At 69.4% G+C, this 15,658-nt stretch carries 15 protein-coding genes; 13 read left to right on the forward strand and 2 right to left on the reverse strand.

Annotated features, from left to right (window positions below; translation table 11 throughout):
• Positions 1 to 195: 195 nt before the first annotated feature.
• The gene (locus MCHUDSM44219_RS09740) at positions 196 to 537 is read left to right on the forward strand and encodes a DUF3349 domain-containing protein (protein ID WP_048418045.1); all 342 of its coding nucleotides are present in this window, start codon (positions 196 to 198) and stop codon (positions 535 to 537) included.
• On the opposite strand, the gene MCHUDSM44219_RS09745 is transcribed toward MCHUDSM44219_RS09740, so the two are convergent.
• Together MCHUDSM44219_RS09745 and MCHUDSM44219_RS09750 are read right to left on the reverse strand one after the other, a co-directional pair.
• Positions 534 to 1,580, reverse strand: coding sequence for an NAD(P)-dependent alcohol dehydrogenase (locus MCHUDSM44219_RS09745; protein WP_048418046.1), 1,047 nt, complete (start codon positions 1,578 to 1,580; stop codon positions 534 to 536). The genes MCHUDSM44219_RS09740 and MCHUDSM44219_RS09745 overlap by 4 nt on opposite strands.
• A gap of 143 nt (positions 1,581 to 1,723) precedes the next feature.
• Positions 1,724 to 2,389 carry a TetR/AcrR family transcriptional regulator gene (locus MCHUDSM44219_RS09750; protein ID WP_048418047.1) on the reverse strand — a complete coding sequence of 222 codons (666 nt, stop codon included), beginning with the start codon at positions 2,387 to 2,389 and terminating at the stop codon, positions 1,724 to 1,726.
• 265 nt (positions 2,390 to 2,654) lie between these two features.
• Here MCHUDSM44219_RS09750 and MCHUDSM44219_RS09755 point away from each other — a divergent pair, with 265 nt between their 5' ends.
• From MCHUDSM44219_RS09755 to MCHUDSM44219_RS09810, 12 genes are all read left to right on the forward strand, one after another.
• Positions 2,655 to 4,613 (forward strand): dipeptide ABC transporter ATP-binding protein, encoded by a 1,959-nt coding sequence (locus MCHUDSM44219_RS09755; RefSeq protein ID WP_109777683.1) that lies wholly within the window; start codon positions 2,655 to 2,657, stop codon positions 4,611 to 4,613.
• On the forward strand, positions 4,613 to 5,485 hold the full coding sequence (locus MCHUDSM44219_RS09760) for an ABC transporter permease (RefSeq protein ID WP_048418048.1): 873 nt from the start codon (positions 4,613 to 4,615) through the stop codon (positions 5,483 to 5,485). The genes MCHUDSM44219_RS09755 and MCHUDSM44219_RS09760 overlap by 1 nt, the downstream gene beginning before the upstream one ends.
• Positions 5,482 to 6,486, forward strand: a complete 1,005-nt coding sequence (locus MCHUDSM44219_RS09765) for an ABC transporter permease (RefSeq protein WP_048418049.1) — start codon at positions 5,482 to 5,484, stop codon at positions 6,484 to 6,486. The genes MCHUDSM44219_RS09760 and MCHUDSM44219_RS09765 overlap by 4 nt, the downstream gene beginning before the upstream one ends.
• The gene (locus MCHUDSM44219_RS09770) at positions 6,487 to 7,134 is read left to right on the forward strand and encodes a cysteine hydrolase family protein (RefSeq protein ID WP_048418050.1); all 648 of its coding nucleotides are present in this window, start codon (positions 6,487 to 6,489) and stop codon (positions 7,132 to 7,134) included.
• Positions 7,131 to 8,711: an ABC transporter substrate-binding protein gene (locus MCHUDSM44219_RS09775; protein ID WP_048418051.1), complete on the forward strand. Its 1,581-nt coding sequence runs from the start codon at positions 7,131 to 7,133 to the stop codon at positions 8,709 to 8,711. The genes MCHUDSM44219_RS09770 and MCHUDSM44219_RS09775 overlap by 4 nt, the downstream gene beginning before the upstream one ends.
• On the forward strand, positions 8,711 to 9,538 hold the full coding sequence (locus MCHUDSM44219_RS09780; RefSeq protein WP_048418052.1) for an N-acyl homoserine lactonase family protein: 828 nt from the start codon (positions 8,711 to 8,713) through the stop codon (positions 9,536 to 9,538). Before MCHUDSM44219_RS09775 ends, MCHUDSM44219_RS09780 begins: the two co-directional genes overlap by 1 nt.
• Positions 9,538 to 10,836, forward strand: coding sequence for an allantoinase AllB (gene allB, locus MCHUDSM44219_RS09785; protein ID WP_048418053.1), 1,299 nt, complete (start codon positions 9,538 to 9,540; stop codon positions 10,834 to 10,836). The genes MCHUDSM44219_RS09780 and allB overlap by 1 nt, the downstream gene beginning before the upstream one ends.
• A complete protein-coding gene (locus tag MCHUDSM44219_RS29400; RefSeq protein WP_048418054.1) occupies positions 10,833 to 11,585 on the forward strand; it encodes an aspartate/glutamate racemase family protein in 753 nt (250 codons plus the stop codon). The genes allB and MCHUDSM44219_RS29400 overlap by 4 nt, the downstream gene beginning before the upstream one ends.
• Positions 11,582 to 12,604: an allantoicase gene (alc, locus tag MCHUDSM44219_RS09795; protein ID WP_236695413.1), complete on the forward strand. Its 1,023-nt coding sequence runs from the start codon at positions 11,582 to 11,584 to the stop codon at positions 12,602 to 12,604. The genes MCHUDSM44219_RS29400 and alc overlap by 4 nt, the downstream gene beginning before the upstream one ends.
• Complete coding sequence (locus tag MCHUDSM44219_RS09800; RefSeq protein WP_048418055.1) at positions 12,605 to 13,132, forward strand: hypothetical protein; 528 nt, start codon at positions 12,605 to 12,607, stop codon at positions 13,130 to 13,132.
• The gene (locus MCHUDSM44219_RS09805) at positions 13,129 to 14,193 is read left to right on the forward strand and encodes an isopenicillin N synthase family dioxygenase (protein ID WP_048418056.1); all 1,065 of its coding nucleotides are present in this window, start codon (positions 13,129 to 13,131) and stop codon (positions 14,191 to 14,193) included. The genes MCHUDSM44219_RS09800 and MCHUDSM44219_RS09805 overlap by 4 nt, the downstream gene beginning before the upstream one ends.
• Positions 14,194 to 14,580: 387 nt before the next feature.
• Positions 14,581 to 15,657 (forward strand): SDR family oxidoreductase, encoded by a 1,077-nt coding sequence (locus tag MCHUDSM44219_RS09810; RefSeq protein ID WP_048418057.1) that lies wholly within the window; start codon positions 14,581 to 14,583, stop codon positions 15,655 to 15,657.
• Position 15,658: the final 1 nt, after the last annotated feature.

A 15,658-nucleotide genomic window follows, 5' to 3' on the forward strand; every position in this document is an offset into this window, starting at 1 on the left:
ATCAGTGCTGAATCGGCCCGCCCACCGGCGGACCGTTCAGAAGCGTCGCACTGTATAGACCACCCGACAACCGGAGAAATCCAGTGTTTACATGGCTCCCAGCGACTTCACAGCTGTGGTCGCGGGGATGAATGCCCGGCGAACACTGAGGCCGGTTCGGCACCGTTCGGGGGCGCTACGGCCCACACTGGTGAGATGGGCGCCACGTCGTTGCTGAGCTCGATCCTGAACTGGCTGCGTGCTGGTTATCCCAGCGGCGTGCCGGGTCCGGACCGGGTGCCGTTGCTGGCGCTGCTGCGCGCCACGCCACTGACCGAGGACCAACTGCGCGAGGTCATCGCGCACATCAGCGCGGAGGATGTCTCACCGGCGGTTCACGGGGCCATCGACAGCGACGAGATCGCCGCCTTCATCGCCGATGTGACGCATCACGACGCCGGACCGGAGAACGTCGCGCGGGTCGCCGCGCGGTTGGCCGCGGCCGGATGGCCGCTCGCCGGTGTGGATCTCGGCGAGCAGCCGGCCGACGGGGATTAGCGCAGCGTGGCGGTGTCGATCACGAAGCGGTAGCGCACGTCGCTGGCGAGCACCCGCTCGTACGCTTCGTTGATGTAGTCGGGCTGGATGACCTCGATCTCCGGGGTCACGTCGTGCTCGGCGCAGAAGTCGAGCATCTCCTGGGTTTCGGCGATGCCGCCGATCAGCGACCCGGACAGCCGGCGCCGACCGAAGATGAGGGCGGGCGCGGGCACCTCCATGGGGCGCTCGGGCATGCCGAGCTCCACCAGCGTGCCGTCGAGGGCCAGCAGGCCCAGGTAGTCACCCATGTCGAGGTTGGCCGACACGGTGTTGAGGATCAGGTCGAACTTGCCCTTGAGCTTCTTGAAGGTGTCGCGGTCACTGGTGGCGTAGTACTCGGACGCACCGAGGCGCAGACCGTCCTCCATCTTCTTCAGCGACTGGCTGAGAACCGTGACGTGGGCGCCCATCGCGACCGCGATCTTGACGGCGAGATGGCCCAGACCGCCCAGACCGATCACCGCGACCTCGGTGCCCGGGCCGGCGTTCCAGTGCCGCAGCGGGGAGTAGGTGGTGATGCCGGCGCACAGCAGCGGGGCCGCCTTGTCCAGCGGGATGGACTCCGGAATGGTCAGCACGTAGTTCTCGTCGACGACGATCGCGCCGCTGTATCCGCCCTGGGTGGGCTGCCCGTCGAAGCCGACGGCGTTGTAGGTGCCCACCATGCCCGGGTTGTTGCAGTACTGCTCCTCGCCGGCCAGGCAGAACTCGCACTCGCGGCAGGAGTCCACGAAACATCCGACGCCCACGCGGTCGCCGACCGCGAACTTGGTCACCTCGGATCCGACCTCGGTGACGATCCCGGCGATCTCGTGACCGGGCACGACCGGGTAGGCCGCCTGGCCCCACTCGTCGCGCACGGTGTGGATGTCGGAGTGGCAGATGCCGGCGAAATGGATGTCGAAGGCCACATCGTGGGGTCCGACCTCGCGACGCGTGATCGTGGTCTTCGTCAGGGGCTCGCCGGCCGCGGGGGCTGCGTAAGCGGAAACGGTGCTCAATGTCTCATCCTCTTCTCGTCTTTGGTGCAGGCGTGCGCCCCGAACCGGGGCGTGCCGAAACCTGGGCCGCGATCCCACGGCCTCACGAACCAACACCCAGCGTGCCCCGCTTCATCCGTCGGCAAGCGCTCCCGTGAGAAGGATCACCGTGCGCCGGCGGTGAGAACCTCCGTGGTCCGGTCGTGCAGCGCATCGGGGTCGGGGACGCCGAGCACCCGCAGACACGCGTCGGCGACGTGGCGGGGCAGCTGATCGCGGCGTTCTCCCTCGGGGGTCGACCACATGTTCACCAGCGATTCGACCAGCCGGAACGGGAGGTCGGCGGCCGCCGGGTCGACACCGGTGCCCCGCGAGATCGCCAGGCTCAGCTTCAGGTAGTGCCTGCGCAGGCGTTCGCGGTCGGAGTAGAACGGCTCGAGCCGGGCATCGCGCAACTCGGGCAGCAGGTAGAGCGCCCCCAGGTTCCACCGACCGCTGAGCAACTGGGTGCCGTCGAAGACCGCCAGCGCGTGCAACTGCTGCGCCTCGCTCATCGCCGGGCGCGCAGCGCGCAGGGCGGGGATGAAGGACAGGGTGGGCGACACCGTCTGGCTCAGCAGCGCGCAGAGGATGTCGTCCTTGGTCTTGAAGTAGTGGTAGAGCGACGCCTGACGGATACCGACCGTTTCGGCGATGTGCCGGGTCGAGGTTCCCGCATAGCCCTGCGTGGTGAACAATTCGCCTGCGGCATCGAGGATTTCGTCTCGGGCGGTGGTGCCGGGACGTCGCTGGGCGTGCAGACGTGGCCGTCCGGCGCGGGTCAGCGGCATGGTCCCATCGTGGCTCATGGTCGATCCAAAGGGTATCGCCGACCATATCTGTCACACGATAGAAACGTCGGACACCCATCGGTTACCTCGGCCGCCGATTGGTTACGCCAGCGACACCCACCGGGCTCGACGCACGGGAAAACTGTCGATCGACAGGCCGGTGGCCCATCGACGAGCCGCGGCAACACATTTCCCGACGAATCCTGGAGTGGTCGATTTGGGCAGCACCGCATCCACCGTCGCCGCGCCGGCGACGAGTCCGGGGATGCCGCCGAACCACGACCCGGTCGCCACCGTCGCCGATCTGCGGGTGACGTTCTCCCGCAACGGACGCGACATCCACGCCCTGCGTGGCGTGTCGTTGGCCATCGCGCCGGGCGAGATCGTGGGCCTGGTCGGCGAATCCGGCTCCGGCAAGAGCGTGCTGGGCTTCAGCCTGCTCGGCCTGCTGGCCGACGGCGCACGGATCCGCGGCAGCGTGCGCGTCGCCGGCTCGGACATGGTGCCCTCGATGCCCGGGTTCGACGCCAGGAACCTGCGGAAGGTGCGCCGACTGGATCTCGGTGCCGTGTTCCAGGATCCGATGACGTCGCTGAACCCGACCATGCGCATCGGGAGGCAGGTCGAGGAAGCCGCGGGCAGCGCCGAGGAGGCGCTGCGGCTGCTCACCGCCGTCGGCATCCCCGATCCGAAGGCGCGGATGCGCGCCTACCCGCACGAGCTGTCCGGCGGCCTGCGCCAGCGCGTGATGATCGCGATCGCGATCGCCGGCGACCCCGAGCTGATCATCGCCGACGAACCGACGACAGCCCTCGACGTGACCGTGCAGGCGCAGGTTCTCCGGCTGCTCGAGCGGCTGCGCGACGAGATCGGCTGCAGCATCGTGCTGATCACCCACGACCTCGGCGTCGCCGCCCAGATCGCCGACCGGATCGCCGTGCTCTACGCCGGACGGATCGCTGAAATCGGGCCCACCGCAGCGCTCCTCGAGAGTCCCGCTCATCCCTACACCCACGGTCTGCTCCGATCCCGGCTGACATTGCAGACCCGACGGGACCGGCAGCTGGCCGCCCTGAGCGGCTCGGTGCCCAGCGCCGCCGCGCCGCTGCCCGGCTGCGCGTTCGTGCCGCGGTGCGCGCTGGCCGACGACGACTGCGCGAAGGCACCGCCGGACCCTGTCGCGGTGGCTCCGCAGCGGGTGAGTGCGTGCCTGCGTCCCGCAGCCCGCGTCGCCGAACTCGACGCAGTGGCAGCCCCCGATGAGGCGCCGTCGGCGCCGGCCCGCCAGCAGGGGGAGACCTCGGAGCCCGCCGTCGACCTGCGTGAGGTCACCAAGACGTTCACGGTGGCGCGCCGCTGGCTCGACCGCACCGACGGCGGCGGGAAACTACATGCGCTGCGCGGCGTTTCGGTCCAGGTCGGGCACGGCGAATCGGTGGCGCTGGTGGGGGAGAGCGGCTCGGGGAAGTCGACGTTGCTGCGGGTGATCGCGGGTCTGGAGAAGGCCACCTCCGGACAGGTGACCGTGAGCGGGGACCAGCGGCCGCAGATGGTGTTCCAGGACGCCGGTGCGTCGTTGACGCCCTGGCTGTCGGTCGGCGAGATCATCGGTGAACGGGTCAAGGGCGGTACGCGTCGGGAGCGTGCCACCGCGGTGGCCGAGGTCCTCGAGCGTGTGGGTCTGGCTCCCGACATCGTCAAGGCGCGGGCCGGTCAGCTCTCCGGTGGTCAGCGTCAGCGGGTGGCACTGGCCCGGGCCACCGTGATTCCGCCGGCGGTGCTGCTGTGCGACGAGCCGACCAGTGCGCTCGACGTCTCACTGGCTGCGTCGGTGCTCAATCTGATCGGGCAGCTCAGGCGCTCCCTGCACATGTCCGTGGTGTTCGTCACCCACGATCTGGCCGTGGCCCGTGTCGTGGCGGACCGCATCGCGGTGATGTATCTGGGCCGCATCGTCGAGATCGGCCCCGCCGACCAGGTGATCACCCAGCCCACGCACCCCTACACTCAGGCGCTCGTCGACTCGATCCCCGATCTAGGTCGCGAATTGCGTTCTCTGGCAGGAGAACCCGCGAGCCCGCTGGCGCCGCCGCCGGGATGCGCGTTCCATCCGCGCTGCCCCATCGCGGTCGACGCCTGCGCCGACCCCCGCCTCGACGTCCGGCTGGAGGGCCGCCCCGGCGGCGAACACCGCGTCGCCTGCATCGAGAGGCGGGCCCACTGATGGCGGTCGCGCTCCCCGCATCGGGTCTGATCCGGGGCCGGCAGCGACGACTGCTGACGCTGCCGGGGTCGAACTCGACGCTGCTCAACGGCATCGGCTTCGCGACGATCCTCGTCGTCACCGCGGTGGTCATCGCCGTGCCGGTGCTCGCACCCCATGACCCACTGCTGCCCGTCGGGGTACCGCTGCAGGCGCCCGGGAAGAACGGATTCCTGCTGGGTACCGACAGCATCGGCCGCGACATCCTGTCGCGGGTGCTCTACGGCGCCCGCTCGAGCTGGTTCGCCGCACTGGTCGTGGTGGCGGTCGGACTGTTCATCGGGGGCCTGGTCGGGGTGATCGCGGGCGCGACCGGCGGCTGGGTGGACACCGTCCTGATGCGCATCACCGATGCCTTCCTGTCGCTGCCCGCTCCGGTCCTCGCGATCGCGGTGGTCGCCGCGCTGGGCCCGGGTTTCGTGCACACCCTGATCGCCGTGTCGATCGTCTGGTGGCCGTTCTATGCCCGGTTGGTGCGCGGCGAGATCGCCCGGCTGGCTGCGCGCCCGCACGTCGAGGCCGCGAAGCTGGCCGGCGTCGGACCATGGCGGCTCGCCCGGCGGCATCTGGTGCCCGGAGCGGTCCCCAACGCCCTCGTCGCCGCAAGCCTCGACATCGGCACGCTGATCCTCACCCTGGCGTCACTGTCGTTTCTCGGCCTCGGCCAGGCCGCGCCGGCACCCGAACTCGGCGCCGACTCGGCACGCAATCTCAGTTACTTCCTGCAGCAGTGGTGGATCCCGGTGATGCCCGGTCTCGGGGTGCTGGTGCTGGCGCTGGTCGGCAACATCGCCGGAGACTGCCTGCGCAACCTCATGAAGGGCCGTGCATGAAGACCTTCGTGGTGACCCGGCTGTGCGCGATGGTGGCCATCCTGGTGGCACTGACCGCGGTGATGTTCCTGCTGCAGCACATCTCGCCGCTCGATCCCGTCAAGGCACAGCTGGGCGCGCAGGCCTCGGCGGAAGCCGTCGCGGCGCGCCGGGACGCGCTGGGCCTCAACGATCCGGTGCCCGTGCAGTTCTGGAACTATCTGACCGGCGCCGCCACGGGTGACCTCGGTACGTCCTACCGGACCCGGCACGCGGTGCTGTCCGATCTGGGCGACTTCGTCCCCGCCACAGCCGAACTCGCCCTGTACGGGCTGACGATCGCCTTGGCGCTCGCGGCACTGCTCGCATTCAGCACCACGCTCAAGTGGCCCGGAGCGGGGGTACTGCGCGCCGTGCTGTTCACCGGGTCCTCGGCGCCGATGTTCCTGCTCGGCATCCTCGGCCTGCTGGTGTTCTACAAGACCCTGGGCTGGGTGCCCGCCAACGGACGCATCGCGGTCGCCGACCCGCCCGACGGGCCGACCGGTCTGCTCACCGTCGACGGGCTGCTGCACGGCAGGCCCGACGTCACCGTCGACGCGTTGCACCACCTGATCCTGCCGGCGCTGGTGATCGCGCTGGGCCCCGCCGTCGCGATCGGCCGGGTGCTGCGGAGCAGCCTGCTCGGCGAGGTCGACAGCGACTACGCACGCACCGCCCGCGCCAAGGGGCTCTCCGAACCCGCGATCATGGCCCGGCACGTGCTCCGCAACTGCGTGGGCGCCGCACTGTCGATGACCGGTCTGCAAGTGGGGCTGATGTTCTCGGGTGTTCTCGTGGTCGAGCAGGTCTTCGGCTGGCCCGGCATCGGCCAGTACATCGCCCAGAGCATCCCGGTCGCCGACTTCCCCGCCATCGCCGGGGTCACGCTGATGCTCGGCGCCCTCTATGTCTTCGTCAACACGGTCGTGGACCTGCTTCAGGCCGCCGCCGACCCGCGCATCGCAATCACAGGAGGATAGGTGCCGAAACAGCCACTCATCGTGGGCAATCCCGTTCTGGTCGTCGTCGACATCCAGGAGGGCGGCGGCATGTCCGCCGACGACGCCGGTATCCCCGTGATGCCCGGCCACGGCGATCGTGTCGCCCGGGCGGAGCGGTTGGTCGCCGCCGCTCGCCGTGCCGGGATCCCGATCGTCTTCTTCCAGGAGGTGCACCGTCCCAGTGGCATCGACTTCGGCCGGGAGCTCGACGGTGTGGAAGGCGAACACTGTGTGGAGGGCAGGCCCGGCACCGACCTCGAGCCGACCCTGCGACCGATCCTCGACGGTCCCAACCACGAGTTCCACATCGTCAAGCGGCGCTACTCCGGTTTCATCGGCACCGAGTTCGAGATCGTGCTGTCCGGTCTGAAAGCCGACACGCTGATCCTGATCGGCGGGTTGACCGACGTCTGCGTGCACTACACCTTCGCCGACGCGCACCAGCGCGACTTCTACGTCCGGGTGGTGACCGACTGCGTGGGCGGCTCCTCCCAGTACCGCCACGATGCCGCGCTGGATGCGATGGAGTACCTGCAGGCCGGTGCGCAGCGCAGCACCGACGAGATCCTCGACGCGTTCGCGTCGCTGACGTCCCCCGACGCCGTCCTCGAAGGAGCGCTCCGATGATCCGTCGCCTGAAAGCGGTGTCGGCGCTCGCCGCCGCGGCCGCGTTGATCCTGAGCGGCTGCGGCGGCTCGGACTCGGGCAGCAGCACCCCCAGCGCCGCCCCGACGGACAAGGTGCTGCACCTGTCCTTCCTGCAGGATCCGGGCCAGCCGCCGGACCCCGACATCTTCTACGCCGGCCAGGGCCTGCTGTTGACGACCAACACCTACGAGGGCCTGCTGCAGTACAAGGCCGGCACCGACAAACCGGAACTGGAACCGCTTCTGGCGACCGAGTGGACCGCGTCGCCGGACAACAAGGTCTTCACGTTCAAGCTCCGTGAGGGCGTCACGTTCCACGACGGCACCCCGTTCACCTCGGCGGCGGTCAAGGCATCCTTCGACCGCAGGCTCGCCGTCGACCAGGGGCCGGCCTACATGGTCAAGGACGTGGAATCGGTGACCACGCAGGGCGACTACGGCGTCACGATCACGCTCAAGGCGCCGAACTCGGCGTTCCTGGACTACCTGGCGTGCCCGTACGGACCGCGGATGCTCAGCCCTGAGGGTCTGCGCAAGAACGCGGGCAGCGACAACGCGCAGGGGTACCTCACCACCCACGACCTGGGCACCGGGCCCTATGTGCTCACGGCCGCCGACGTCGGATCGCGGTATGCGCTCGAGGCCTACCCCGGATACTGGGGCACCAAGCCGTATTTCGAGAAGGTGGAGATCCCCGTCATCACCGACGTGTCGGCGCAGCAGTTGCAGTTCAACAACGGTCAGCTCGCCGCGATCCTGCACGACCTGCCGTCCTCGGCGGTGCAGTCGTATCTGGACAACAAGGCCTACGCGAACTACTCGCTGCCGACGATGATGTCGAACTACCTCTACGTCAACCCGCACAAGGGCATGCTGACCGACGCCAAGAACCGGACGGCCCTGATGCAGGCCATCAACGTCGACGAACTGGTCAAGCAGACCTACTTTGGGCGCGGCGATGTAGCCGGGCAGATCTACCCCACCAACATGATGGGAGAGCAGTACGCCAAACAGGAAGTGCCGCATGACCCGTCGGTGCTCGCCGGCATCGCGGGCGGCCTGCCCGCCGACCAGAAGGCCATCACCGTCGGCTACGACTCGAGCAACCCGGACAACCAGTTGATCAGCAACCTGATCCAGACCCAGCTGGCCGCGGCCGGTCTGACCGCCAAGGTGCAGGCCTATCCGACGTCGGAGATCTACGGCTGGATCGGCACCGACGGGCAGGCCGCGCCCGAGGTCTTCACGGCGTTGGCCTGGCCCGACGCGCCGTCCCCGTACACGTGGGGGCACATCTCCTGGGATCCCGACGGCGGCCTGAATTACCTGGGCTGCTCGGCGCCACCGGTGACCGACGCGCTGGCCCGCGGTCTGCCTACCGGGTCCGACGCCGACTTCTCGGCCGCCGGCCTGGAAGCGGTGAAGACGGGGTGCTGGCTCAACGTGGCCGACGTCAAGGACTTCATGGTCGCCCAGCCGTGGCTCAAGGGCATCGAGGCCGCCCATGTCGTGACCAACCCCAATTCGCTGCGGCTGGCGGCGTTGTCGGTCGGCTGATGGCGACGCTGGTCCGCCGCAGCGGCGTTCGACGCATCGTCCTGCTGACGCTGGGATGGGAGGACCTGCCGAAGAACGTGTCGGTCTACGGCCTTCCTCCCGAGGAGCGGTTCCGGTGCCCGGTGCCCGGGGTGCTGTTACAGACCGATGGCGGCTGGGTGCTGTTGGACACCGGCTTCAACACCGCGCTGATCCGGGACCCGTATCTGCGGCGGCGGTACTTCCCGTCCGCGGAGTACCAGCCGGTGCTGCCGGGTCCCGGTGAGCCCATCGAGGAGTCACTGTCGGAGATCGGGATCGACGTCGACGACATCGGGCTGGTCGCGGTGTCGCATCTGCACGTCGACCACGCGGGCGGCCTGAAGCTGTTCGCCGGCCGGGTGCCGGTGCACGCCCAGCGGCGCGAACTCGACTACGGTCTGTCCAATCATCCCGAGCCGCAGCGGCATTCCATCTTCCGGGTGGACTTCGACGATCCCGCCATCGACTGGCGGCTCGCCGACGGGGAGGCCGAGATCGCGCCGGGTATCACCGCGATCCCGACGTACGGGCACACGCCGGGCCATCAGAGCTTCCTGGTCGAACTCGACGAGTCCGTCGGCGGGGGCGGATACGTCTTCGCGTTCGACGCGGCCGATCTGACCGAGAACATCGAGGGGGAACTGCCGATCGGCGGTTTCATCGACGTCGACCCGCAGGACACCGTCGAACCGATCCGCCGGCTCAAGAGGCTGGCCCGGGACAAGGGCTACCCGCTGATTCCCGGCCACGACCCGCATGTGTGGCCGGAGATGACACAGCACTTCCACGAGCGGTTCGCGCACTGATGGATCTGGTGCTGCGCGCCGAGCGGGTCCTCGTCGGCGGCGAGATCCGGCCCGCAGCGGTTGCTGTCGCGCAGGGGACCGTCGTCGACATCGGGCCTCCGGATGCGGGCTACGCCGCGCAGGACGACGTGTGGGTGCCGGCGGGCGCGGTCCTGCTGCCCGGGTTCGTCGACACGCATGTGCACATCAACGCACCCGGCACCGACTGGGAGGGCTTCGCCACCGCGACCGAGGCCGCGGCCCGCGCGGGTATCACCACCGTGGTGGACATGCCGCTGGACTCGGTCCCGGTGACCACCACCGTCGAGGCGCTCCGGATCAAACAGGCTGCCGCGCAGAGCGACTCCTGTGTCGACGTGGCGTTCTGGGGTGGTGTGGTGCCCGGCAACCTCGGTGCGCTGGGATCGCTGGCCGAGGCGGGGGTGCGGGGCTTCAAGTGCTTCCTGGCCGACTCCGGCAACCCCGACTTCCCCCACCTGTCGCCGGCGCAGTTCCGCGCGGCGGCCGCCGAGGTCGCCGCATTCGACGCGGTGCTGCTCGTGCACGCCGAAAGCCACGCCGTCCTCGCAGCCAGCCCGTCACCGAGCGGAGCCGGTTACGCATCGTTTCTGGCGTCGCGTCCGGACTCCGCCGAGGTCGACGCCGTCGCGCTGGCCCTCGACACCGCACGCGGCACCGGAGTGCGCCTACACCTCGTGCACGTGTCGAGTGGGCAGACGCTCGAGCTGATCGCCGACGCCAAGGCAGCCGGCGTCGCTGTGACGGCGGAGACTTGTCCGCACTACCTCACCTTCGCCGCCGAAACGATCCCCGACGGCGCCACCCAGTTCGCCGCGTGCCCGCCGATCCGGGCCTGTGCCAACCGCGATCAGCTGTGGAGCGCGCTCGCGGACGGCACGTTGGACATGATCGTCTCCGACCACTCGCCGTGCTCACCGGAACTCAAGGGCGACGGCGACTTCCGAGACGTCTTCGCCGGCATCAGCTCCCTTCAGCTGAGCCCCAGCGCGGCCTGGACGCAGGCCGCCGAGCGCGGCTTCGGCCTCGCGGACCTCAGCCGGTGGATGTCCGAGCGGCCCGCCCGGCTGGCCGGTTTCGCCGACCGCGGCCGCATCTTCGTCGGCGCGCGCGCCGATCTGTGTGCCTTCGACCCGGACACGGCCGACACCGTCCACGCGGCCGAGCTGCGTCACCGCCACCCGGTGAGCCCCTACGACGGGTCGACGCTGCGCGGAGGGGTGCTGGCAACGTGGGTCGCCGGCGACGCGGTCTACCGGTCCGCCGGGGTCGCGGCATGAGAATCCTGGTGCTCAACCCCAACACGTCACCGACGATGACGGCCGAGATCGCCGTCGCCGCGACCGCGGCTGCTCATCCCGGAACCGACATCGTCTGCTGTGCACCGCGATTCGGGTCGACGGCCATCGATTCGGCTGCCGAGAGCTACCTGTCGGCCGTCGGGGTGATGGACGCCGTCGAGATTCTGCTCGCCGACGGCGCCTTCGACTACGACGCGGTGGTGCTCGCCGGCTTCGGCGAGCACGGCCGCGACGCACTGGCCGAGATGCTCACCGTTCCCGTGTTCGACATCGCCGAGTGCGCCGCGCATGTCGCCACGCTGATCGGCCGGCGGTTCTCCGTGGTGACGACGCTGGCCCGCTCCATCGCGCCGATCGAGGACCGGCTGCTGCTGGCCGGTCTCGACGCGCACTGCGCGTCCGTGCGGGCATGCGGACTCGGCACCGCCGAGGTGGACGCCGACCCGGCCGGCGCGGTCCGGGCCATCGTCGAGGAGGCGGTCCGTGCGGTCACCGAGGACGGCGCCGACGTGGTCTGCCTGGGCTGTGCCGGTATGGCCGGGGTGACGACCGCGATCTCGGACGAGGTAGGGGTGCCCGCCGTCGACGGCGTCGCGGCGGCCGTCGCCCTGGCGCAGGCGGTGGTGGGCCTCGGGTTGTCGACCAGCAAGGCGGGCGTCTACGCGCCCGGGCCGGACAACCCACGCAGTCACTGGCCGCTGTCGCGCGCACTGGGGATGAGCTCGTGATCGGCCCCGGCGCTGTGGATCTCGCGTCGCGTCGGCTCGGGGGCAGTGTCGTGGCCGCCAGCGACGAATCCTTCGGCGTCAAGGAACGCCTCATCGACCCGTCCGAGCCGGCGTTCGTCCCCGGCACCTACGATCTGCGCGGCGAAGTGGTCGACGGCTGGGAGACCCGTAGGCATGCCGGCCCGGACGGCGACTGGGTGATCGTCCGCCTGGGCGCACCGGGGCGGCTGTGCACCGTGGACGTCGACACCCGGTTCTTCTCCGGCAATCATCCGACCAGCTGCCGCGTCGACGCGTGCGTGCTCGGCCTCACCGACGACCCGACCGATCCCGGCACCGGCTGGGTGGAGCTGACGCCGTGGACCGTACTGCACCCCGATTCGTCCAATCCGTTGACGATCGCCGACCCCAGGCGGTGGACCCACCTGCGGCTGCGGCTGGGATCCGACGGCGGGGTGGCCCGTCTGCGCGCCTACGGCGAGGTGATTCCGGATCCGCTGTCCTGGACCGACGTCAGCGTCGAGGTGTCCGGGGTCGAACAGGGTGGCCGGGTCGAATGGTCCAGCGACAGCCACTATTCCGATGCGCACGCGCTCATCCGCCCCGACCGGCCCCGCGACATGGGAGACGGCTGGGAGACGCGCAGGCGGCGCGACATCGGCCCCGAGACCCATGACGCGGTGATGGTGTCGTTCGCCGCGCCCGCCCATCTGCGCCGGCTCGAGATCGATACCTCCTATTTCGTGTTCAACGCCTCGCGGGAGGTCTCGGTGCTGGGCAGTAGGCATTGCCCGGACGGCGAGAACGGTTGGGCGCTGGTGCCGTTCGACATCCCCGTACTGGCCCGCACACCACTGGCCGCCGACGCGCGGCACACGTTCACCGTCGACGTGCCCGAGATCTGCGCGCTGCGGGTGCAGGCGTATCCCGACGGTGGACTCGCCCGGGTGCGCGCCATCGGAACGCCCACGCCGGACGGTATGCGCCGGCTGCGGAAGCGGTGGGAGGAGACACAGTGAATGAGTGAGGTGTCGATCGCCCGGTGCCGGGGACTGTGGCGCCGCACGCTGCTCGTCGGCGCCGACGGCACGCGGGACACGGGCACCGACGTGGTGTGGCTGCAGGGCCTGACGCGCTACGTCGATTCACGCGGCTTCGCGGGCACGCTGACCCAGAACAGCGACGTCTTCTCGTGGCATCGCGATGTCGATGTCGAGCCCGGCGAGCTTCCCGACGCGGGCCGGATGCGCTGGGAGGCAGACACACTGGTCGAGACCGGGGTGCACGAGACCTACGAGGAGCACTGGGTCCGCGAGTGCGGGGCCACCGAACCGGCCGGGGCGCTGCTGTTGTCCGCCGGTTCCCGAGCGCCCGCGGTGCTGGTGCGCGTCGGGGGCCTGATCGGCTGGGCCACGGCGGCGGGGGCGCGCATCGAGCACGTGCGGCACGGGGACTGGCAGGTTCACGACGACAGCCACGGTGCGCACGTCATCGCCGACGGGCAGCGCTGGGCGGTCGTCACACGAGAAGGGGACGTCGAATTGTGAGCAGCGCAGCACCATCTCAGGCATCCCGGTCCTTCACCGAGGTGCCGGTCGTCGACATCAGCGGGCTGTTCTCCGACCAGCACGCCGACCGTGAGCGGGTCGCCGCCGCGATCGGGGTGGCGGCGCGCGACGTGGGCTTCTTCTACATCAGCGGGTCCGGGATCGACGAGACACTCTTCGACGGGTTGTTGGCCGCGGCGAAGCAGTTCTTCGCGCTCCCGCTCGAGGAGAAGATGCGCACCTACATCGGGCTGTCCCGGTGTCACCGGGGGTATGTGCCGGTGGGCGAGGAGGGCGTCGAATCGGGAGCGATCGGAGATCTCAAGGAGGCGTTCGACACCGCGTTGGATCTGCCCGTCGACGATCCCGACCATGTGGCGGGCAATCCGATGCTGGGACCGAACACGTGGCCGGATCTTCCCGGTTTCGCCGAAGCGGTGACCGCCTACTACGACGCGGCGCTGGCCGTCGGGCACCGACTGCTGTGGGCGTTCGCGGTCGCGCTCGGTGAGAACCCCGGCGTCTTCTCCCGCCACGCCACCAAGACGCCGAGTCAACTGCGCCTGGTGCACTATCCGTACAACCCCGACGCACACGACGCGCAGGGGATCGGGGCGCACACCGACTACGAATGCTTCACCCTGCTCAAACCGACCGCGCCGGGCCTGGAGGTGCTGAACGGCGCGGGGGAGTGGATCGACGTCCCGCCGATCGAGGGCACGTTCGTGGTCAACATCGGTGACCTGCTGGAGCTGTGGACTAACGGCGAGTTCGTCGCGACCAGTCACCGCGTCCGCAAGGTGGCCGAGGAGCGTTATTCGTTCCCGTTGTTCTTCAACGTCGACTACCACACCGAGGTCAGCCCGCTGCCGCAGTTCGTCACGCCGGGTGCCCCGCCGCGGCCGTCGCTGCGCGCCGGCGAACACCTCTTCGCCCAGACCGCACAGACATTCGCGTATCTGCGACGGCGCATCGACACCGGCGAGCTGGTGCTGCCGGACGGGGCACTGCAGCCCAACCAATTCGGGCAGCAGGCGCGCCATGCCGACCGGATCAGTTGATCGGCGCGTTGACCGGTCGCAGGTCGGCGACGATGCCGCGCGCCTCGCGGTGGCGAACGACACGCAAATCAGGTCGCCCTCGCCGGCGCAGAAGTCCGGCGAGTTCCCCAGAACCTCGTCGGTGACGTCCACCTTCACACAGGGCTTGCGCTGAACCGCTGCGCACCGGTCGGTCCACCCCGACGTCGGCGATGAGACCGGCCGCCGGCACGCGGCACACGTTCACCGTCGACCCAGGACGCGCCGCACGGCGAACGTGGCAACGCGCCCGGTGACCCGGCAGCTCACAGCGACTCGGGAAGTCACGCCGGCGCCGAGGAATGCCTTTGTTCCCTAGTTCAGTGCAGGTGCGGCGGTGTCGGATGGAGCTGACGAGGGAGTTCAGCGATGACGGTACTGATGACAGGGTTTCCCGGGTTCCTCGGCAGTGCGCTGCTGCCGGGCATCCTGGACCGCACGGACGGTGCGGCGATCTGCCTGGTGCAGAAGAAGTTCGCCGCAGATGCCGAACGACGCGTGGCCGAACTCCGCGCCGCCCACCCATCCCTGGAGGGGCGGATCCAGCTGGTCGAGGGTGACATCACTCGGGCCGGGCTGGGCGTCGGCGCCGGTGTCCTCGACGAAGTCACGGAGGCCTGGCATCTCGCGGCGGTGTACGACCTGTCGGTGACCCGCGACGTGGGCGTCCGAGTCAACGTCGACGGGACCCGAAACGTGCTCGACGCACTCGAGCTCTGTCCGGGGTTGACGCGCCTCCACTACTTCAGCACCTGCTACGTCAGCGGCCGCTACGCCGGTCCGTTCGGCGAGGACGACCTGGAAGTCGGTGCGCCGTTCAACAACTACTACGAGGAGACCAAGCACCTCGCGGAGGCGGAAGTGCGCTCGCGAATGTCGGCGGGGATGCCGGCGACGATCTACCGCCCGTCGATCGTCGTCGGCGACAGCCGGACGGGCGAAACGCAGAAGTTCGACGGGCCGTATTTCATCATGCAGTGGCTGTTGCGGCAGCCGCGGCGGGCGATTCTGCCGGTGGCCGGAGATCCGACGATGACGCGGGTCAACGTCGTCCCGCGCAACTTCGTCGTCGATGCGGTGAATTACTTGAGCCGGCAATCGACCTCGCAGGGCAAGACGTATCAGCTCGCCGATCCGCGGCCGCTCACCGTCGAGGAGTTGATCGACGTGATCGGGTGGGCGACCGGCCGGGAGGTCATCAAGGTGCCCGTGCCGCGCAAGGTCGCCAAAGCCGCGCTGGCACGCGTGCCCCGGCTGTACCGGTTGATGCGGATTCCTGCCGAGGATGTCGACTACTTCGTGCATCCCACGTCGTATCTGACCGAGCATTGCCGTGCCGATCTGGCAGGCAGCGGGATCGAACCGCCCGCGTTCCCCAGCTATGTGCATCGGCTGGTTTCCTTCATGCGCAGCCATCCGGAGGTCAGCTCCGCTGCGATGTTCTAGG

Origin of the sequence: Mycolicibacterium chubuense (genome assembly GCF_001044255.1) — a bacterium.
Taxonomy (GTDB): domain Bacteria; phylum Actinomycetota; class Actinomycetes; order Mycobacteriales; family Mycobacteriaceae; genus Mycobacterium; species Mycobacterium chubuense.